The organism is Streptomyces sp. NPDC051677 (assembly GCF_044453465.1).
In the GTDB taxonomy this organism is placed as follows: Bacteria; Actinomycetota; Actinomycetes; order Streptomycetales; family Streptomycetaceae; genus Streptomyces.
This window is the reverse complement of sequence record NZ_JBITCT010000103.1, coordinates 1-14,526: the sequence shown is the minus strand read 5'-3', so window position 1 is coordinate 14,526 and position 14,526 is coordinate 1. Positions and strand designations below refer to the sequence as shown.

Sequence of the window (14,526 nt, the reverse complement as noted above, 5' to 3'; positions counted from 1 at the left end):
AGCATGGGCATGACGAGCAGTCGCCCCGGACGAGTATCAGTCCCACGATCGAGCGATCACGAACCGGGGAAGATCGGACTTAACGTCCACTCAGACCTCAGGCCTCAGGCCTGAGAGCGTCAGACCGCCGCCCAGCCGTCGTCGACGGGCAGGATCACGCCGTTGATGTTGCTGGCCGCGTCCGAGGCGAGGAACACGATCGCGGCGGCCTGCTCCTCCGGCTCCGCCAGGCGGCCGACGTTGACGAAGTGCGGTCCGAGCGCTGTCGGACCGTGGGCGCCCTGCTCGGCCTCCACGACGATCGCTGTCTTGGTGCCGCCCGGCGCGATCGCGTTCGCGCGGATGCCCTTGCTCCGGTACATCACCGCGAGGGACTTGGTCAGCCCCACCACGCCGTGCTTCGACGCGGTGTATGCCGCGCCCGCCGCGCTGCCCCGCAGACCGGCCTCGGAGGCGGTGCTGACGATCGCGCCCCGGCCGGCGGCCAGCATGTGCGGCAGCACCGCGCGGGTGAGCAGGAACGGGGCGGTGAGGTTGACCCGGATGACGCGCTCCCACTCCGCGTCGCTCACGTCCGCGAGCGCGGACATGCGGTCCATGATCCCCGCGTTGTTCACCAGCACGTCGATCCCGCCGAACCGCTCCACCGCGGTGGCGGCCACCTCGTCCACGACGCTCTGCTCGCTGAGGTCGCCGGTGACGGCGACGGCCGCGCCGCCCGCCTGCTCGATCTCCTTGACGACGGCCTGCGCGCCCTCGGCGTTGAGGTCGGCGACCAGGACCCGCGCCCCCTCCGCGGCGAAGGCCAGGGCCGTGGCGCGCCCGATGCCCGAGCCCGCTCCGGTGACGACGACGCTGCGGCCTTCCAGTCCAGTGGCCATGTGGTGCTCCTAGCTAGGTCTGCGAAATGCGGGGTGGGGGGCGTCCCCGGAGTGCTTGTGGCACCACCCTACGACTTAATGTCTGCGAGTGACATAAAGTCATGGTGAAGAATCCGGGCACACGGAATTTCTGTGGAGGGTGACCGAGACCGGAGAGACCGGAGAGACCGGAGGACGACCGCATGACCGCATCCGGTGGACGCACAGGCCGGCCGCCCCTGACGGAGCAGCGCAAGGCGGAGATCCGACTGGAGATCGCCCAGGCCGCGGTGGACCTGTTCGTGGGCCAGGGCGTCGCCGCGACCACCGGGGAGCAGATCGGCCAGGCCGTCGGCGTCTCCGCGCGCACGGTCTGGCGGTACTTCCCCAGCAAGGAGAGCTGTGTACGCCCGCTGCTCACGGCGGGCATCGACTCGATCGCCGTCTGTCTGAGGGAGTGGAGCCCAGGCCGCCCCCTGGGAGACGCCTTCGCCCGGATGGAAAGCGAACAGCGCCTCGTCGTGGGCCCCGACCCCGCCACCGTCGGGGCGCTGGTACGGCTGACCCGCACCGAGCCGGGCCTGCGCGCGGTCTGGCTCCAGACCTACGACGAGGCCGAGCCGGTGTTCGCCCGGGCCCTAGCCGACCGGGCTGGGCTGCCGGCCGGGGATTTCCGGCCGGCCATCCAGGCGGCGATGTTCAACGCGGCCCTGCGCGCCGCCGTGGAACACCACGCGTGGCACGTCGAGGACGACGCCACGGACCCGGCGACGACACGGGCCGAGCTGGCGGAGGCCGTCCGCTCGGCCCTCGAGGTGGCGTCGGAGGGGCTCAGGTAAGTCCGTCTCGATGTCGAGCGATGTCGAGCGATGTCGAGCGATGTCGAGCGATGTCGAGCGACGTCGCTCGACGCCGAGGGGACCTACCTGAGCCTGGGTCACACCTTCCGGTACGTGTACGCCTCCGCGGCGGCCGCTGCCACCGCGTCGAGGTCGGCTCCCGTCACCGCCGTCACGACCGCGGCCACAGCGCCCTCGACGAACGGAGCGTCCACCAGGCGTGCGGTGTCGGGGAGTTCGTCGCCCTCCGCGAGCAGCGCCTTGACGGTGAGGACGGCGCTGCCGAGGTCGGCGAGGACCGCGACCCCGGCCCCCCGGTCCACCGAGGCGGCGGCAGCGGTGATCAGCTTGGCGCTCGTGCCCAGCCCGCCGTCCTCCGTACCACCCGCGGCGGCCACCGGCACGACCGCGCCGCCGCCCGCGAGCCCCCGCGCCAGCTCGGCCACGGCCGCGGCCACCTCCGCGCTGTGCGACACCAGGACGATGCCGACCGGTTTCTCGTCGCTCACCGCGCCTCACCCCCCGCCCCGTCGGCTTCGACGAGGGCGGCGATGAGCAGCGCCGCCGACGTGGCGCCCGGATCCTGATGGCCGATGCTGCGTTCGCCGAGGTAGCTGGCCCGGCCCTTGCGGGCCTGCAGCGGTGTCGTCGCCTTGGCGCCCTGTTCGGCGGCGGTCCGGGCGGCGTGGAAGCCGTCCGAGAGGGCGTCGACGGCCGGCGCCAACGCATCGATCATGGTCTTGTCGCCGGGAGCGGCGCCGCCGAGCTGCATCACGGCCTCCACGCCCACCCGCAGCGCCTCGGTGAACTGCGCCTCGTCCACCTCGGCCGCGTCCCCGAGCGCTTTCCCCGTCCGGCGCAGCAGCGTGCCGTACAGCGGCCCCGAGGCCCCGCCCACCGTCGAGATCAGATGGCGTCCGGCGAGGACCAGGACGGCGCCCGGAGTGTCGGGCGCCTCCTGCTCCAGCGCCGCGGTCAGCGCGGTGAAGCCGCGCCGCATGTTGCTGCCGTGATCGGCGTCCCCGATGGGCGAGTCGAGGGCGGTGAGCCGGTCCGCCTCGCGGTCGACGGACGCGGCGGTCGCCGTCATCCAACGGCGGAAGAAGTCGGCGTCGAGCACTGGATCTCCTTGCATGGTCGGTACGGTCGGAGCGCCTGCCCCTGACTCACACACCCCAGCGCAGCCCGGGGGTCTTCACCGGCGCGTTCCACAGCCGCAGCAGCTCCTCGTCGATCTGACACAGGGTCACCGAGACGCCGGCCATGTCGAGAGACGTCACGTAGTTGCCGACGAGCGTATGGGCGACGACCACGCCCCGCTGCGCCAGCACGCGCTGCACCTCGGCGTTGAACCCGTACAGTTCCAGCAGCGGCGTCGAGCCCATGCCGTTGACCAGCACGAGGACGGGGTTGCGGGGCGTCAGGTCCTCCAGGATCGCGTGGACCGAGAAGTCGGCGATCTCCCCGGACGTCATCATCGCCCGCCGTTCCCGGCCGGGCTCCCCGTGGATGCCGACGCCCAGCTCCAGTTCGCCGTCCGGCAGGTCGAAGGTGGGGCTGCCCTTGGCCGGAGTCGTGCATGCGCTGAGCGCCACACCGAAGCTGCGGGAGTTCTCGTTCACCTGCCGGGCGAGCGCCTCGACCCGCTCCAGCGGCTGCCCCTCCTCGGCCGCGGCCCCCGCGATCTTCTCGACGAACAGCGTCGCGCCCGTACCGCGCCGCCCGGCCGTGTAGAGACTGTCGGTGACGGCCACGTCGTCATTGACCAGCACCTTCGCGATCTGGATGCCCTCGTCCTCGGCCAACTCGGCCGCCATGTCGAAGTTGAGCACGTCGCCGGTGTAGTTCTTGACGATGAACAGCACACCCGCCCCGCTGTCCACGGCGGCCGCAGCCCGCACCATCTGGTCCGGCACCGGAGACGTGAACACCTCACCGGGGCAGGCCGCCGAGAGCATCCCGGGTCCGACGAAGCCGCCGTGCAGCGGCTCGTGCCCCGAGCCGCCGCCGGACACCAGCGCCACCTTCCCCGCCACCGGTGCGTCCCGCCGCACGATCACCCGGTTCTCGACGTCGACGGTCAGCTCTGGATGAGCGGCCGCCATTCCGCGCAGCGCGTCCGCGACCACGGTCTCCGGAACGTTGATCAGCATCCTCACGGGTACCTCCTGATGAGAGTGACGGATGGGCTCATGACCACTGTATTTTCAGGTCAACATGGATTTGGTCGGTTGTCGATCTTGGCGGTCCTTGGCGGCCGGAAGCGCGTCCTGGCGGTACCGATGCCGGCTCAGTGCTGACTTTGATGACGGGCTGTCAGGTGACTCTGGCGAGTCGAACGTGTGGTCGCCGGAGCACTACTGTCGGCAGTATCGACCTTGCGGCAGCGAAGGTCACGCGCACGCGCGCGACCGGCCTCGCTCCGGGCCTCTTGAGAGACGGGGGAGGGGATTGTGCTGAAGTTGAGGCGGAGAACGTTCGAAGCGCTTGGAGATCTTGCCTGCTGAAGAGTCGCCGCCCCTACGACCGGACATCTTCGCCGAGCAAGGTCCGGACGGTGGCCAGTCCGAATGCCCCGGTTCGGTGAGGTAGTCGACTGTCGCGCCTGGCTGCCTCAGAGCGGCTGCCTTGAGTCGGGTCGGCGCATCCTGCCGTCGCTGGGTGACCTGTTCCGACATCGTCTGTCGGTGATCTTCGCTGGTACGGTCCGGTCATGCCGCGCCTGGTGGAAGTTCCTGGGTACGTACGTTTCTGGACCGCCTCGGCTGTGTCTGCCTTCGGCTCGCAGGTCACGGGGCTGGCCTTGCAGATCCTCACCGCTGTGACGCTGAGCGCTTCTGCCACCGAGGTTGGCATCGTCAACGCCGCCCGCTGGGTTCCGTATCTGCTCTTCGGACTCATAGCCGGGGTCTTGGTGGACCGCTGCCGGCGCAAGCCGATGATGGTCGCCACGGATCTCGGAAGGGCAGTCCTGCTCGGTGCGATACCGGTGCTGTATGCGCTGGATCGGCTCAGCATCCCGGCGCTGTGCATGTTCGTCTTCGCGTTCGGGGTGCTGTCGTTGCTGTTCGAGGCGGCGAACCAGTCGTATGCGCCACGGCTGGTACCAAAGGAGCTGCTCAACGCGGGATACGCCCGTGTGCAACAGGCCGACGCTGTGGCCGGCTCGGCCGGACCGCTGATTGCCGGGGTACTGATCAAAATCATGGGAGCGCCGCTTGCCGTGCTGGTGGACGCCCTCACCTATCTGATGTCCGGCCTGCTGCTCGCTTCGGTGAAGGCGCCCGACCCCGTCCCCGATCGAGGCGCACGGCGCAGTCTGGGCAGCGAACTACGTGAGGGCGTGGCGTGGGTTTACCGGCATCGCACGCTGGCGTCCATCGCCCTGACCTCGCACGCGATGCTCCTCTTCAACAGCATGGTGAGCACGGTCTTCGTGGTCTTCGCCCTGCACAGCCTGAAGATCGGGGCATTCGGTCTGGGGGTCACCTACGCCTGCGCCAGTGTCGGGGCGATACTCGGCGGTGCGCTCTCCGGGCGCGTGGCCAGAAGACTGGACGTCGGCGCCACCCTGATCGCCTTCCGCCTGCTCGCCGCCATCGGCTGGCTGCCTTTGGTCCTGGCCGCGCGTGGACCGTGGGCGCTCGCCTCCGTGTCGCTCGCCTTCTTCCTCGTGTCCCTGGCCATCGGCATCGAAAGCCCGGTGGAGATGAGCTATCGCCAGGCGGTGACACCCGACCGGCTGCGCGGGCGGATGAACGCGACGATCCGCTCGATGAACTGGGGAATGGTAGCGGTGGGTGCGCCACTTGGCGGAGTACTCGCCGACCAGGTCAGTTATCGCTTCGCCCTGTGGATCGGACTGTCCGGAGCAGTCGTCCAGGCACTCGTGCTGACGGTTTCTCCCACCCGGAGGGCTCGTACTGCCGACGAACTCGATCTCTCGACAGCTGACCTGACCTGACCTGACCTGACACGGCACGGCGCAGAAGCCGCTGCCGGGGAGGGCACGGACTGCTCCTGGGGGAAAGCCGCTGTCCTGTCGGAGTGGTGCTTCCGTAGGATCACGTCATGACTGCCGATGCCCCGCTCACCCGAGAGTCGTTTCGGCGCCTCCATCCGATCAACACGCCCCGGCCGGTGTCTCAGTTGCCGGATCGAGTCTGGACTGACGAGGACTGGGACCGGATCCGGCGCGGATATCGAGCCCGGGACATGGATGAGAAGTGGAACGTCTTCGCTGAAGGAGATGTCCTTTTCATGCACCGGAGTTGGACCGGTCACGGCGTCTATGAGGTGTCCTTTGCCCCAGTGACCGATGGTGGGAGGAAGATCGTCTCTGCCGTTGTGGAGGCTGATCGCGAGCGCTATCGGGGTATGGGGGACGCGTACGACTGTCTGATGATGGAGCTGATCATCAGCGCGATCGTCCTTGGTGAGCCCGCCGCCGACCTCCGGGCCGGTCTCGTGGAGTTGACTGCTCGGGCTTCGGGAAAGAGCGATCTTCCCTCGGGCGTGGTGGAGCACAGCGCTCTGGGTTTGCGCTCGGGATCGTAATTTCCGCAGCCCAGCGGGTGCTGTCGTTGTTCGAGATCACTGTGCCGTCGTCGGCTGAGGGCGCCTGCGGTAAAGATCCGGGGTCCTGCACTGCGCGGGCGACGAGTCGCTGGCGTTCGGTGAGCCCGGCCCAGCGCAAGGCTTTTGTGAAGGGCCTGATAGGTGCCCGAAGGATCGGGATCTGGTCCGACGGGCGACTGAGTCACGAGATCGGCGGTAGCGAGCGGGAAGTGCCGGCCTGAGAAAGGCCAATGGGAACGCTTTTCAACGGCTCGTCGAGCGCCTCGTCACCGGATGTAATGGGTCTCCCAGAAGGGGCGGAGGTCCTGGCCGGTCATGGACTGGGCGGCCTTCTTGAAGTCGGCGGTGGTGGAGACGCCGTACCAGTGGTCCTGGGCGTACCGCTTGAGGAGTCGTGCCATGGTGTCGGCGCCTAGGGTGCGTTCCAGGTCGGCCAGGGCGCAGGGCCCGGCGGTGTAGACGAGGTGGTATTCGCCGCGGTGCTGCGACCAGTAGGCCATCGAGGAGGTCAGCAGCGCGGTGCTGTCGTCGGGCCAGTAGACGTCCGACCAGCAGTCGCGGGTGTCCCAGCCGTGGAAGCGGGCGTTGGCGTACTGGGCGAAGCTCTCGTCCAGCCACGGCGAGGTGTACTCGTCGTTGCCGACGATGCCGTACCACCACTGGTGCGCCACTTCGTGGACGACGGCGCTGCCCTCTTCGGCGGTGCCGAGGAGGACGAGACCGGGGTACTCCATGCCGCCGCCGAACTGGCTGGTCATCACGAGGTCGATCTCGCCGTACGGGTAGCGGCCGAACTCCCGGCCGAACCGGTCGATCGCGGCGACGGCGTCCGCGCGGTTGAGGCGCACGCCCGCGGCGGGGGTGTCGGGCGTCCAGTACGACTTCACGCGCACGCCGCCGGGCGTGGTCTGCGTCGCCGTGCGGAAGGGGCCCGCGGCCCACGCGAAGTCGCGCACCCGTTCCGCCACGCTGAGGGTGACCGTACGGCCGGGGCGGCCGTGCAGAGTCCGGGTGTGACCGGTCGCGGGCACTTTCAGGGCCGACGGGTGGTCGAGGCGGACCCGGAAGTCGCTCGTCAGGGCGTAGAAGCTCTCACCGACCGCCACGTACGGGTCGAGGTGCCACCCCTGCGCGTCGTGCACGGCGAGCACCGGCAGCGCGTTGCCGAGGAAGCGGTAGGCGCCCTCGCGGCCGAAGCGGGCATTGCGGTCGGGCACGGTGATGGAGACGTCGAAGGCGACGGACGTCCGCTCGCCGTGCGCGAGCGGCTTCGGCAGGGCGATGCGCAGGGCCGTGCAATCCACGGTGAGAGGGCCCGGCGTGCCGCCGCTCATGCTCGACACGACGACGCGGGCGGGCGTGTCGGGTGTGCCGCACTTGTCCTCGCCGTTGCCCCACAGCCGCAGGTACACCTCACGCAGCGGCCGGTCGGACGCGTTGCGGAACGACACCCGCTGCCGTCCGTTCCAGTGGCTGCCGTCGGCGTCGGAGCGCAGAGCCACGTCGTAGCGAGCGCGATCGGGCGTCGCCGCGGCCCGGGACGCTCCCGGCCCGGCCACCGCGCCGACATCGCTCACCCCGGCGCCGACCGCCACGAGCAGCACGAGCAGTACGACGAACAGACGACGACCGGGAATGAGCGACCACACGGCTAACGGCGACATGCCAGCCGATACTGCCACAACACACCGACGACGGAGCCGACTTGGGCAGACTCCGCCGCGACGGTTTTGCTGCCACGGGGGGTTCCGTCAGGTGGAGGTGGGGAAGTTGAAGCCGGCGGCGACCTGGTGGGCCTGCTGGGGCCAGCGGGTGGTGACGACCTTGGGGCGGGTGTAGAAGCGGATGCCTTCGGGGCCGTGGATGGGGGAGTCGCCGATGAGGGAGTCCTTCCAGCCGCCGAAGGAGTAGTAGGACATCGGAACGGGGACGGGAACGTTGATGCCGATCATGCCGATGCGGATGGTGCGCTGGAAGCGGCGTGCGGCTTCGCCGGAGGCGGTGAACAGGGCGGTGCCGTTGCCGTAGGGGTTGGCGTTGATGAGGGCGATCGCCTCGTCGAGGGAGTCGACGCGGACGATGGCGAGGACGGGACCGAAGAGTTCTTCCCTGTAGGCGTCCATGGCGGTGGTGACATGGTCGAGGAGGGAGGGGCCGGTGAAGAAGCCGTCCTCGTGGCCCTCGACCTTCAGTCCGCGGCCGTCGACGACGACGGTGGCGCCCTGGGCGTGGGCGGTGCCGACGGCGTTCTCGACGCGTTCCTGCGCGGCCTTGGTGACCAGGGGTCCCATGTCGGTGCCGGGGGCGTTGCCGGGGCCGACCTTGATCTCGCGGGCCTTGCGCTCCAGCACCTCCACGAGGCCGTCGGCCGCGTCGCCCACGGCGACCGCCACCGACACTGCCATGCAGCGCTCGCCGGCAGAGCCGTAGGCGCCGGCGGTGATGTGGTTGGCGGCGAACTCCAGGTCCGCGTCCGGGAGGACGACGGCGTGGTTCTTGGCGCCGCCGAGGGCCTGGACGCGCTTGCCGTGCGAAGTGGCCTGCTCGTGGACGTACTTGGCGATGGGGGTGGAGCCGACGAAGGAGACGGCCTCGACGCCGGGGTGGGTGAGGATGGCGTCGACCGCGTCCTTGCCGCCGTGGACGACGTTGAAGACGCCGTCGGGCAGTCCGGCGCGCTTGTACAGCTCGGCGACGAAGTTGGCGGCGGAGGGGTCGCGTTCGGACGGCTTGAGGATGAAGGTGTTGCCGGTGGCGATCGCGATGGGGTGCATCCACAGGGGCACCATGGCGGGGAAGTTGAAGGGCGTGATGCCCGCGACCACGCCCAGCGGCTGGCGGAAGTTGTGCACGTCCACGCCGCGGGAGACCTGGTCGGAGAAGGATCCCTTCAGCACGTCGCCGAGACCGCACGCGTACTCGACGACCTCGCGTCCGCGGGTGATCTCGCCGCGGGCGTCGTCGACGGTCTTGCCGTGTTCGGCGGAGATGATCCGGCCGAGTTCCTCCTCGTGGTCGACGAGGAGTTGACGGAAGGCGAACATGACCTGGGTGCGCTGGGTGAGGGAGGACTCCGACCAGGTCTCGAAGGCGGCGGCAGCAGCCTGAACGGCGCTGTCCACGTCGGCCGCGCCGCCCAGGACGACGTGGGCCTGCTCGGCGCCGGTGGCCGGGTTGAACACCGGCTGGGTGTCCGCACCGGAGACCGGTGCGCCGTTGATCCAGTGGGGGATGGTGGTCACGTGAGGGTTCCTTGTCAGAGGTAGTGGCGCTGGGTCTGCTTGTGGGCCGCGTAGGTCTCGTAGGCGTCGCGGGTGGTGTCGAGGCGGGAGGTCTGGCTCACGGGGACGTCCCACCAGCCGTGGCCGGGCGGGTTGGGTCCGTACAGGTCGGTCTCGACGTGGACGACGGTGGTGCGGGCGGCCGCCCTGGCCTTCTCGATCGCGCTGCGGAACTCGTCGACGGAGGTGGCGTGCAGGACGTCCGCGCCCAGGCTGGAGGCGTTCGCGGCGAGGTCGACGGGGAGCACGTCACCGTCGAGGAGGCCTGAATGCCGGTCCCGGTAGCGGTAGTCGGTGCCGAAGCGCTGGGAGCCGAGGGACTCCGACAGAGCGCCGATGGAGGCGAAACCGTGGTTCTGGACGAGGACGACGATGACCTTCAGGCCTTCGGAGACCATGGTCACGATCTCCTGGGCCATCATCAGATACGAGCCGTCGCCGACCAGGACGACGACCTCCCGCGTGGGATCGGCCATCTTCGCGCCGACGCCGGCGGCGACCTCGTAGCCCATGCAGGAGTAGGCGTACTCGACGTGGTAGGCCTTCGGATCGCGGGCCCGCCACAGCTGCTGCAGATCGCCGGGCATGGAGCCGGCCGCGTTGATGACGACGGCGCGGTCGTCGAGGACGTCGTTGAGCACGCCGAGGATCTGTGTCTGGGCAGGCAGGTCGCCCGTGTTGCGGTCCGGGGCGAAGCACTCCTCCTCGATCTCCCGTGTCCGGGCGATGAGTTCACGGGTCCGTGTGCGGTACTCCGCCGAGACCTCCCAGTCGCGCAGGGCTCCGGCCAGGGCCTGGATGCCGAGCCGGGCGTCCGAGACCAGCGGCTCCGCCGAGTGCTTCACCGCGTCCAGGCGGGCGACGTTGAGGTTGACGAAGGTGACGTCGGGGTTGCCGAAGACGGTGTGGCTGGCGGTGGTGAAGTCGGAGTAGCGGGTCCCGATGCCGAGGACGACGTCCGCGTCCTTCGCCAGCTCGTTGGCGGCGTACGCACCCGTCGAGCCGATGCCGCCGACCGCGCAGGGGTGGTCCCAGGGCACCGCGCCCTTGCCCGCGTGCGTGTCGGCGACCGGGATGCCGGTGCCCTCGGCGAAGGCGCGCAGGGCCGTCTCCGCGCCCGAGTACACCGCCCCGCCGCCGGCCACGATCAGCGGCTTCTTCGCGTTCCGCAGCAGCTGCGCGGCCCGCTCCACGGCTTGCGGTTCCGGCACCGGGCGGCCCACGTGCCACACCCGCCGCCGGAAGAACGCGACCGGCCAGTCGTAGGCCTCGGCCTGCACGTCCTGCGGCAGCGCGAGGGTGACCGCGCCGGTCTCGACCGGGTCGGTCAGGACCCGCATCGCCGCCAGCGCGGCCGGGATCAGCTGTTCGGGTCGGGAGATGCGGTCGAAGTACTTGGAGACGGCACGGAAGGCGTCGTTGACGGTGACGTCCCCGCCCCGGGTGTCCTCCAGCTGTTGCAGGACGGGGTCGGCGGCGCGGGTGGCGAACATGTCGGACGGCAGGAGCAGCACGGGCAGCCGGTTCGTCGTCGCCAGCGCCGCACCCGTGATCATGTTCGTCGAGCCGGGCCCGGTCGAGGCCGTACAGGCGAACGCGGCCAGCCGGTCGCGCATCTTCGCGTAGGCGACGGAGGCGTGGACCATGCCCTGCTCGTTGCGGGCCAGGTAGTAGGGCAGGTCGGCTTCGCCGGTGGTGGCGGCCTGCAACAGGGCCTGGCCGATCCCCGCGACGTTGCCGTGCCCGAAGATGCCCCAGACACCGGGGACGAGACGCTGTTCCTGACCGTCGCGCTCGCTGTACTGGCCGGCCAGGAACCGCACGAGCGCTTGGGCGGTGGTGAGCCTGATCGTTTCCATCACTCGTTCTCCTCGGCCCCGAACGGCAGCCGGTCGTCGATGTCCTGCGAGTCCCACGTGGCGCGCACCCAGCCGTGGGCGGGGTCGTCGCAGATCAGCCAGGCGCGGTCCTGACCCGGACCCGCCATCACGTTGAGGTAGTAGAGGTCGTAGCCGGGCGCGGCGATCGACGGCCCGTGCCAGCCGTGCGGGATCAGCACGGCGTCACCCGAGCGGACCTCCGCCAGCACGTCGATCGGCCGCTCCGCGGTGCCGTAGACCCGCTGGTAGCCGAACCCGTCGCCGTCCCCGGCGACCTGGAAGTAGTAGATCTCCTCCAGCTCGCTCTCGACCGGATCGCCGTTCGCATCGGTGCGGGCCTCGTCGTGCTTGTGCGGCGGGTACGACGACCAGTTCCCGCCCGGGGTGAGCACCTCGCACACCAGCAGCTGCTCGGCCTCGAACGTGCCCGGCAGGCAGTAGTTGTTGACCTGCCGGGAACACGCTCCCGCACCCCGCAGCTCCACCGGCACGTCCTCCTTGCGCCCGTACCGAGCGGAGAGTGAGCTCCGTTCGGTACGGGCGGAGGGCAGCGCGAACAGACCTCCCTGTGCGCTGCTGATCAGGGCCTCCGACTCGCGCGGCACGTAGGCGAAGTCGGTGGCCGAGGCGAACACGCCTGTCCGGCCGTCGAGTTCGAAGGCGCTGCCGTCCGTGGTGACGGTGCAGGAGCCCGTCAGCGGCAGGACCAGGAACTCGGAGTCTCCGGTGGACAGGGCGTGTGCCTCGCCCGGCTTCAGGGTCAGGATCCTGAGGCCGGAGTATCCCCAGCCCGCCGACTCGGGCGTGACCAGGAGTTCGTAGGGGCCGTCGGCCGAAGTCCCCCTGGGCAGGTGGTACTTGCTCGGGTCGCTCACAGCAGGCTCACCGCCTTGTCCACCGCACCGGCCACATCGCCGTTCGAGGGGTAGAGCAGGGAGCGGCCGACGACCAGGCCCTGCGCGGTGGGCTGCTTGAGGGCCTTGCCCCAGGACGCGAAGGCCGCGTCGGCGTCCTTGACCTCGCCGCCCAGCAGCAGCGCGGGCAGGGTGGAGGAGGCCAGGACGCGTTCCATGTCGTCCACGACCGGGAGCTTCAGCCAGGTGTAGGCGGTGCGCCGCCCCAGTCCGGAGGCGATGGTGACCGACTTGACCACGGCGTCCGTGGAGAGGTCGTTGCGGATCTTGCCGTCCTGCCAGAGGGAGAGGAACGGCTCGACCATGGCGATGAGTCGACGGTCGTTCAGCTGGTCCACCGCCCGTGCGGTGTTCTCCAGGACGGACGGCGTGGCGGGATCCTCCAGCGCGATGCGGGTGAGCATCTTGCCGCCGTCGAAGCCCATCGCCGCGATCGTGGCGGCGTCGTAGCCGGTGAAGCGGTCGTCGATCTCGAAGACCGAGCCCGCGAGCCCCGCCCGGTTCATCGAGCCGAAGACGCTCTTGCCGTCCAGGACGCCGAGGAGCAGCAGGTCCTCCAGGATGTCGGCGGTGGCCAGCACACCCGTCACACCCGGCCGCTCCAGGGCGATGCACAGTCGGTCGATCAGCTCGAAGCGGTCGGCCATGGCGTTCGGGTCGCCGCCGACGCCGTTGGCCCCGCGTGCGGGATGGTCGGCGGCGACGATCATGGCCTTGCCGTGCTCGCCCAAAAGCGAGGTGGCCTTCACCCGGCGCGCGGCTGCTGCCGCGATGGCGCCGGGATCGTTCACCCGGGCGGCCACGATCCGGCTCACGTTGTCCGACAGCACGGCGTCACGCCTTTCGTTCGAAGGAGGAGGCGGCGGGGGAGGAGACGGCGGGGGAGGGGGCTGCGAGGGACGCTTCGTGGAGCTTGGTCTCGACCTCGGCCTCGGTCGGCATCGCTTCGGAGCAGGCCAGCCGACCCGCGACGATCGCACCGGCGGCGTTGGCGAAGGAGACGATCCGGCGGGTGTCCCACCCCGACAGCAGCCCGTGACACAGCGCCCCGCCGAACGCGTCACCCGCGCCCAGCCCGTTGACGACGTCCACCGGCACCGGCGGGATCTCGGCGGCCGAGCCGTCCCGGCCCACCGCCAGCACGCCCTTCGGCCCCTGCTTCACCACCGCCAGCTCCACACCCGCCGCCAGCAGCGCCTTCGCGGCGGCGTACGGCTCACGCTCCCCGGTGGCCACCTCGCACTCGTCGAGATTGCCGACCGCCACCGTCGTATGCCGCAACGCCTCCGCGTAGAACGCGCGCGCCTGGGACGGGTCCGTCCAGAACATCGGCCGCCAGTCCAGGTCGAACACCGTCGCCCCCGCCTTCGCCCGGTGCGCCAGCGCCGCCAGCGTCGCCGAACGGCTCGGCTCCTCGCTCAGCCCGGTCCCGGTGACCCAGAAGATCCGCGCGTCGCGCACCGCGCCCAGGTCCAGCTCGTCCGCCTGAATGTCCAGGTCGGGAGCCTTCGGCAGCCGGTAGAAGTACAGCGGGAAGTCGTCCGGCGGGAAGATCTCGCAGAACGTCACCGGCGTCGGCGCGATCTCCGACGTCCCCACGAGCCGGCTGTCGACGCCGTAACCCTCCAGAGCCTGCCGCACGAAGTCGCCGAACGGATCCCGGCCCGTCTTCGTGATCACAGCCGCCGAACGTCCGTACCGGGCCGCGGCCACCGCCACATTGGTCGGACTGCCGCCCAGGTACTTGCCGAACGAGGCGACCTCGGCCAGCCCCACACCGGTCTGGAGCGGATACACATCCACCCCGACCCGACCCATGGTCAGCACTTCGAACGGCATCGCTGGTTTCCCTTCGGTCCGACGGCTCGACAGGCTTGTCGGGAGAATCTTCTGGCGCGCTCTACTAGCGCGCTCTAGTTCACGTACGATGGCCCAAGTCCATATGTCATGTCAATAGCTTGTCCAGGAGTGGGGTGCAGGCTGCGCACGGCACCCCACTCCGGATCGCCGCCACCACCGCGGCCGGCGTCAACTGGCCGCGTCGGGGGGCGGGGCCACGGGAGCGGTGAGGTCCTCGGTCTCCGGGAGTTCCTCGACGTCGACGCCGCGGACCTGGGACAACTCGTGTTTGAGGGCTGCGAGTTCGGCGCCGCCTGCCATGTGGTTGGTGAGTT

14 protein-coding genes are annotated in these 14,526 nt (G+C 70.0%); 3 read left to right on the top strand and 11 right to left on the bottom strand.

The window, feature by feature from the left end; genetic code table 11:
• Nucleotides 1-119 precede the first annotated feature (119 nt).
• Nucleotides 120-881 carry an SDR family NAD(P)-dependent oxidoreductase gene (locus tag ACIBAF_RS47995; RefSeq protein ID WP_399472957.1) on the bottom strand — a complete coding sequence of 254 codons (762 nt, stop codon included), beginning with the start codon at nucleotides 879-881 and terminating at the stop codon, nucleotides 120-122.
• 182 nt (nucleotides 882-1,063) lie between these two features.
• Here ACIBAF_RS47995 and ACIBAF_RS47990 point away from each other — a divergent pair, with 182 nt between their 5' ends.
• On the top strand, nucleotides 1,064-1,699 hold the full coding sequence (locus ACIBAF_RS47990; RefSeq protein ID WP_399472955.1) for a TetR/AcrR family transcriptional regulator: 636 nt from the start codon (nucleotides 1,064-1,066) through the stop codon (nucleotides 1,697-1,699).
• Between the two features lie 98 nt (nucleotides 1,700-1,797).
• Here the strand turns inward: ACIBAF_RS47990 and ACIBAF_RS47985 are convergent, their stop codons facing one another.
• The 3 genes from ACIBAF_RS47985 to dhaK are packed head-to-tail and all read right to left on the bottom strand — an operon-like array spanning nucleotide 1,798 to nucleotide 3,858.
• Nucleotides 1,798-2,208: a PTS-dependent dihydroxyacetone kinase phosphotransferase subunit DhaM gene (locus ACIBAF_RS47985; RefSeq protein ID WP_399472953.1), complete on the bottom strand. Its 411-nt coding sequence runs from the start codon at nucleotides 2,206-2,208 to the stop codon at nucleotides 1,798-1,800.
• The gene (gene dhaL / locus ACIBAF_RS47980; protein WP_399472961.1) at nucleotides 2,205-2,819 is read right to left on the bottom strand and encodes a dihydroxyacetone kinase subunit DhaL; all 615 of its coding nucleotides are present in this window, start codon (nucleotides 2,817-2,819) and stop codon (nucleotides 2,205-2,207) included. Before dhaL ends, ACIBAF_RS47985 begins: the two co-directional genes overlap by 4 nt.
• A 46-nt stretch (nucleotides 2,820-2,865) precedes the next feature.
• Nucleotides 2,866-3,858, bottom strand: coding sequence for a dihydroxyacetone kinase subunit DhaK (gene dhaK / locus ACIBAF_RS47975; RefSeq protein ID WP_399472951.1), 993 nt, complete (start codon nucleotides 3,856-3,858; stop codon nucleotides 2,866-2,868).
• 554 nt (nucleotides 3,859-4,412) lie between these two features.
• On the opposite strand from dhaK, the gene ACIBAF_RS47970 reads away from it, so the two are divergent.
• Together ACIBAF_RS47970 and ACIBAF_RS47965 are read left to right on the top strand one after the other, a co-directional pair.
• The gene (locus ACIBAF_RS47970; RefSeq protein WP_399472949.1) at nucleotides 4,413-5,663 is read left to right on the top strand and encodes an MFS transporter; all 1,251 of its coding nucleotides are present in this window, start codon (nucleotides 4,413-4,415) and stop codon (nucleotides 5,661-5,663) included.
• Between the two features lie 107 nt (nucleotides 5,664-5,770).
• Nucleotides 5,771-6,256 (top strand): hypothetical protein, encoded by a 486-nt coding sequence (locus ACIBAF_RS47965; RefSeq protein WP_399472947.1) that lies wholly within the window; start codon nucleotides 5,771-5,773, stop codon nucleotides 6,254-6,256.
• A 287-nt stretch (nucleotides 6,257-6,543) separates the two neighbouring features.
• On the opposite strand, the gene ACIBAF_RS47960 is transcribed toward ACIBAF_RS47965, so the two are convergent.
• The 7 genes from ACIBAF_RS47960 to ACIBAF_RS47930 all read right to left on the bottom strand — a co-directional run.
• The gene (locus tag ACIBAF_RS47960) at nucleotides 6,544-7,941 is read right to left on the bottom strand and encodes a M1 family metallopeptidase (protein ID WP_399472945.1); all 1,398 of its coding nucleotides are present in this window, start codon (nucleotides 7,939-7,941) and stop codon (nucleotides 6,544-6,546) included.
• 87 nt (nucleotides 7,942-8,028) lie between these two features.
• A complete protein-coding gene (locus ACIBAF_RS47955; protein ID WP_399472943.1) occupies nucleotides 8,029-9,519 on the bottom strand; it encodes a CoA-acylating methylmalonate-semialdehyde dehydrogenase in 1,491 nt (496 codons plus the stop codon).
• Nucleotides 9,520-9,533: 14 nt separating this feature from the next.
• Nucleotides 9,534-11,417 (bottom strand): 3D-(3,5/4)-trihydroxycyclohexane-1,2-dione acylhydrolase (decyclizing), encoded by a 1,884-nt coding sequence (gene iolD / locus ACIBAF_RS47950; RefSeq protein ID WP_399472941.1) that lies wholly within the window; start codon nucleotides 11,415-11,417, stop codon nucleotides 9,534-9,536.
• Nucleotides 11,417-12,313 (bottom strand): 5-deoxy-glucuronate isomerase, encoded by an 897-nt coding sequence (gene iolB, locus ACIBAF_RS47945; RefSeq protein ID WP_399472939.1) that lies wholly within the window; start codon nucleotides 12,311-12,313, stop codon nucleotides 11,417-11,419. The genes iolD and iolB overlap by 1 nt, the downstream gene beginning before the upstream one ends.
• Nucleotides 12,310-13,182, bottom strand: a complete 873-nt coding sequence (locus tag ACIBAF_RS47940; protein WP_399472937.1) for an aldolase — start codon at nucleotides 13,180-13,182, stop codon at nucleotides 12,310-12,312. Before ACIBAF_RS47940 ends, iolB begins: the two co-directional genes overlap by 4 nt.
• Nucleotides 13,183-13,186: 4 nt before the next feature.
• Complete coding sequence (gene iolC / locus ACIBAF_RS47935) at nucleotides 13,187-14,191, bottom strand: 5-dehydro-2-deoxygluconokinase (RefSeq protein ID WP_399472935.1); 1,005 nt, start codon at nucleotides 14,189-14,191, stop codon at nucleotides 13,187-13,189.
• A gap of 189 nt (nucleotides 14,192-14,380) precedes the next feature.
• Nucleotides 14,381-14,526 (bottom strand): ABC transporter ATP-binding protein (locus ACIBAF_RS47930; protein WP_399472959.1); only part of this gene is annotated, 146 nt, incomplete at its 5' end.

Bases quoted from the DNA above. Each gene is read 5' to 3' on its own strand.
- ACIBAF_RS47995 (WP_399472957.1), bottom strand. From the start codon at position 881: ATGGCCACTGGACTGGAAGGCCGCAGCGTCGTCGTCACCGGAGCGGGC.
- ACIBAF_RS47990 (WP_399472955.1), top strand. From the start codon at position 1,064: ATGACCGCATCCGGTGGACGCACAGGCCGGCCGCCCCTGACGGAGCAG.
- ACIBAF_RS47970 (WP_399472949.1), top strand. From the start codon at position 4,413: ATGCCGCGCCTGGTGGAAGTTCCTGGGTACGTACGTTTCTGGACCGCC.
- ACIBAF_RS47965 (WP_399472947.1), top strand. From the start codon at position 5,771: ATGACTGCCGATGCCCCGCTCACCCGAGAGTCGTTTCGGCGCCTCCAT.
- ACIBAF_RS47960 (WP_399472945.1), bottom strand. From the start codon at position 7,941: ATGTCGCCGTTAGCCGTGTGGTCGCTCATTCCCGGTCGTCGTCTGTTC.
- iolD (WP_399472941.1), bottom strand. From the start codon at position 11,417: ATGGAAACGATCAGGCTCACCACCGCCCAAGCGCTCGTGCGGTTCCTG.
- iolC (WP_399472935.1), bottom strand. From the start codon at position 14,191: ATGCCGTTCGAAGTGCTGACCATGGGTCGGGTCGGGGTGGATGTGTAT.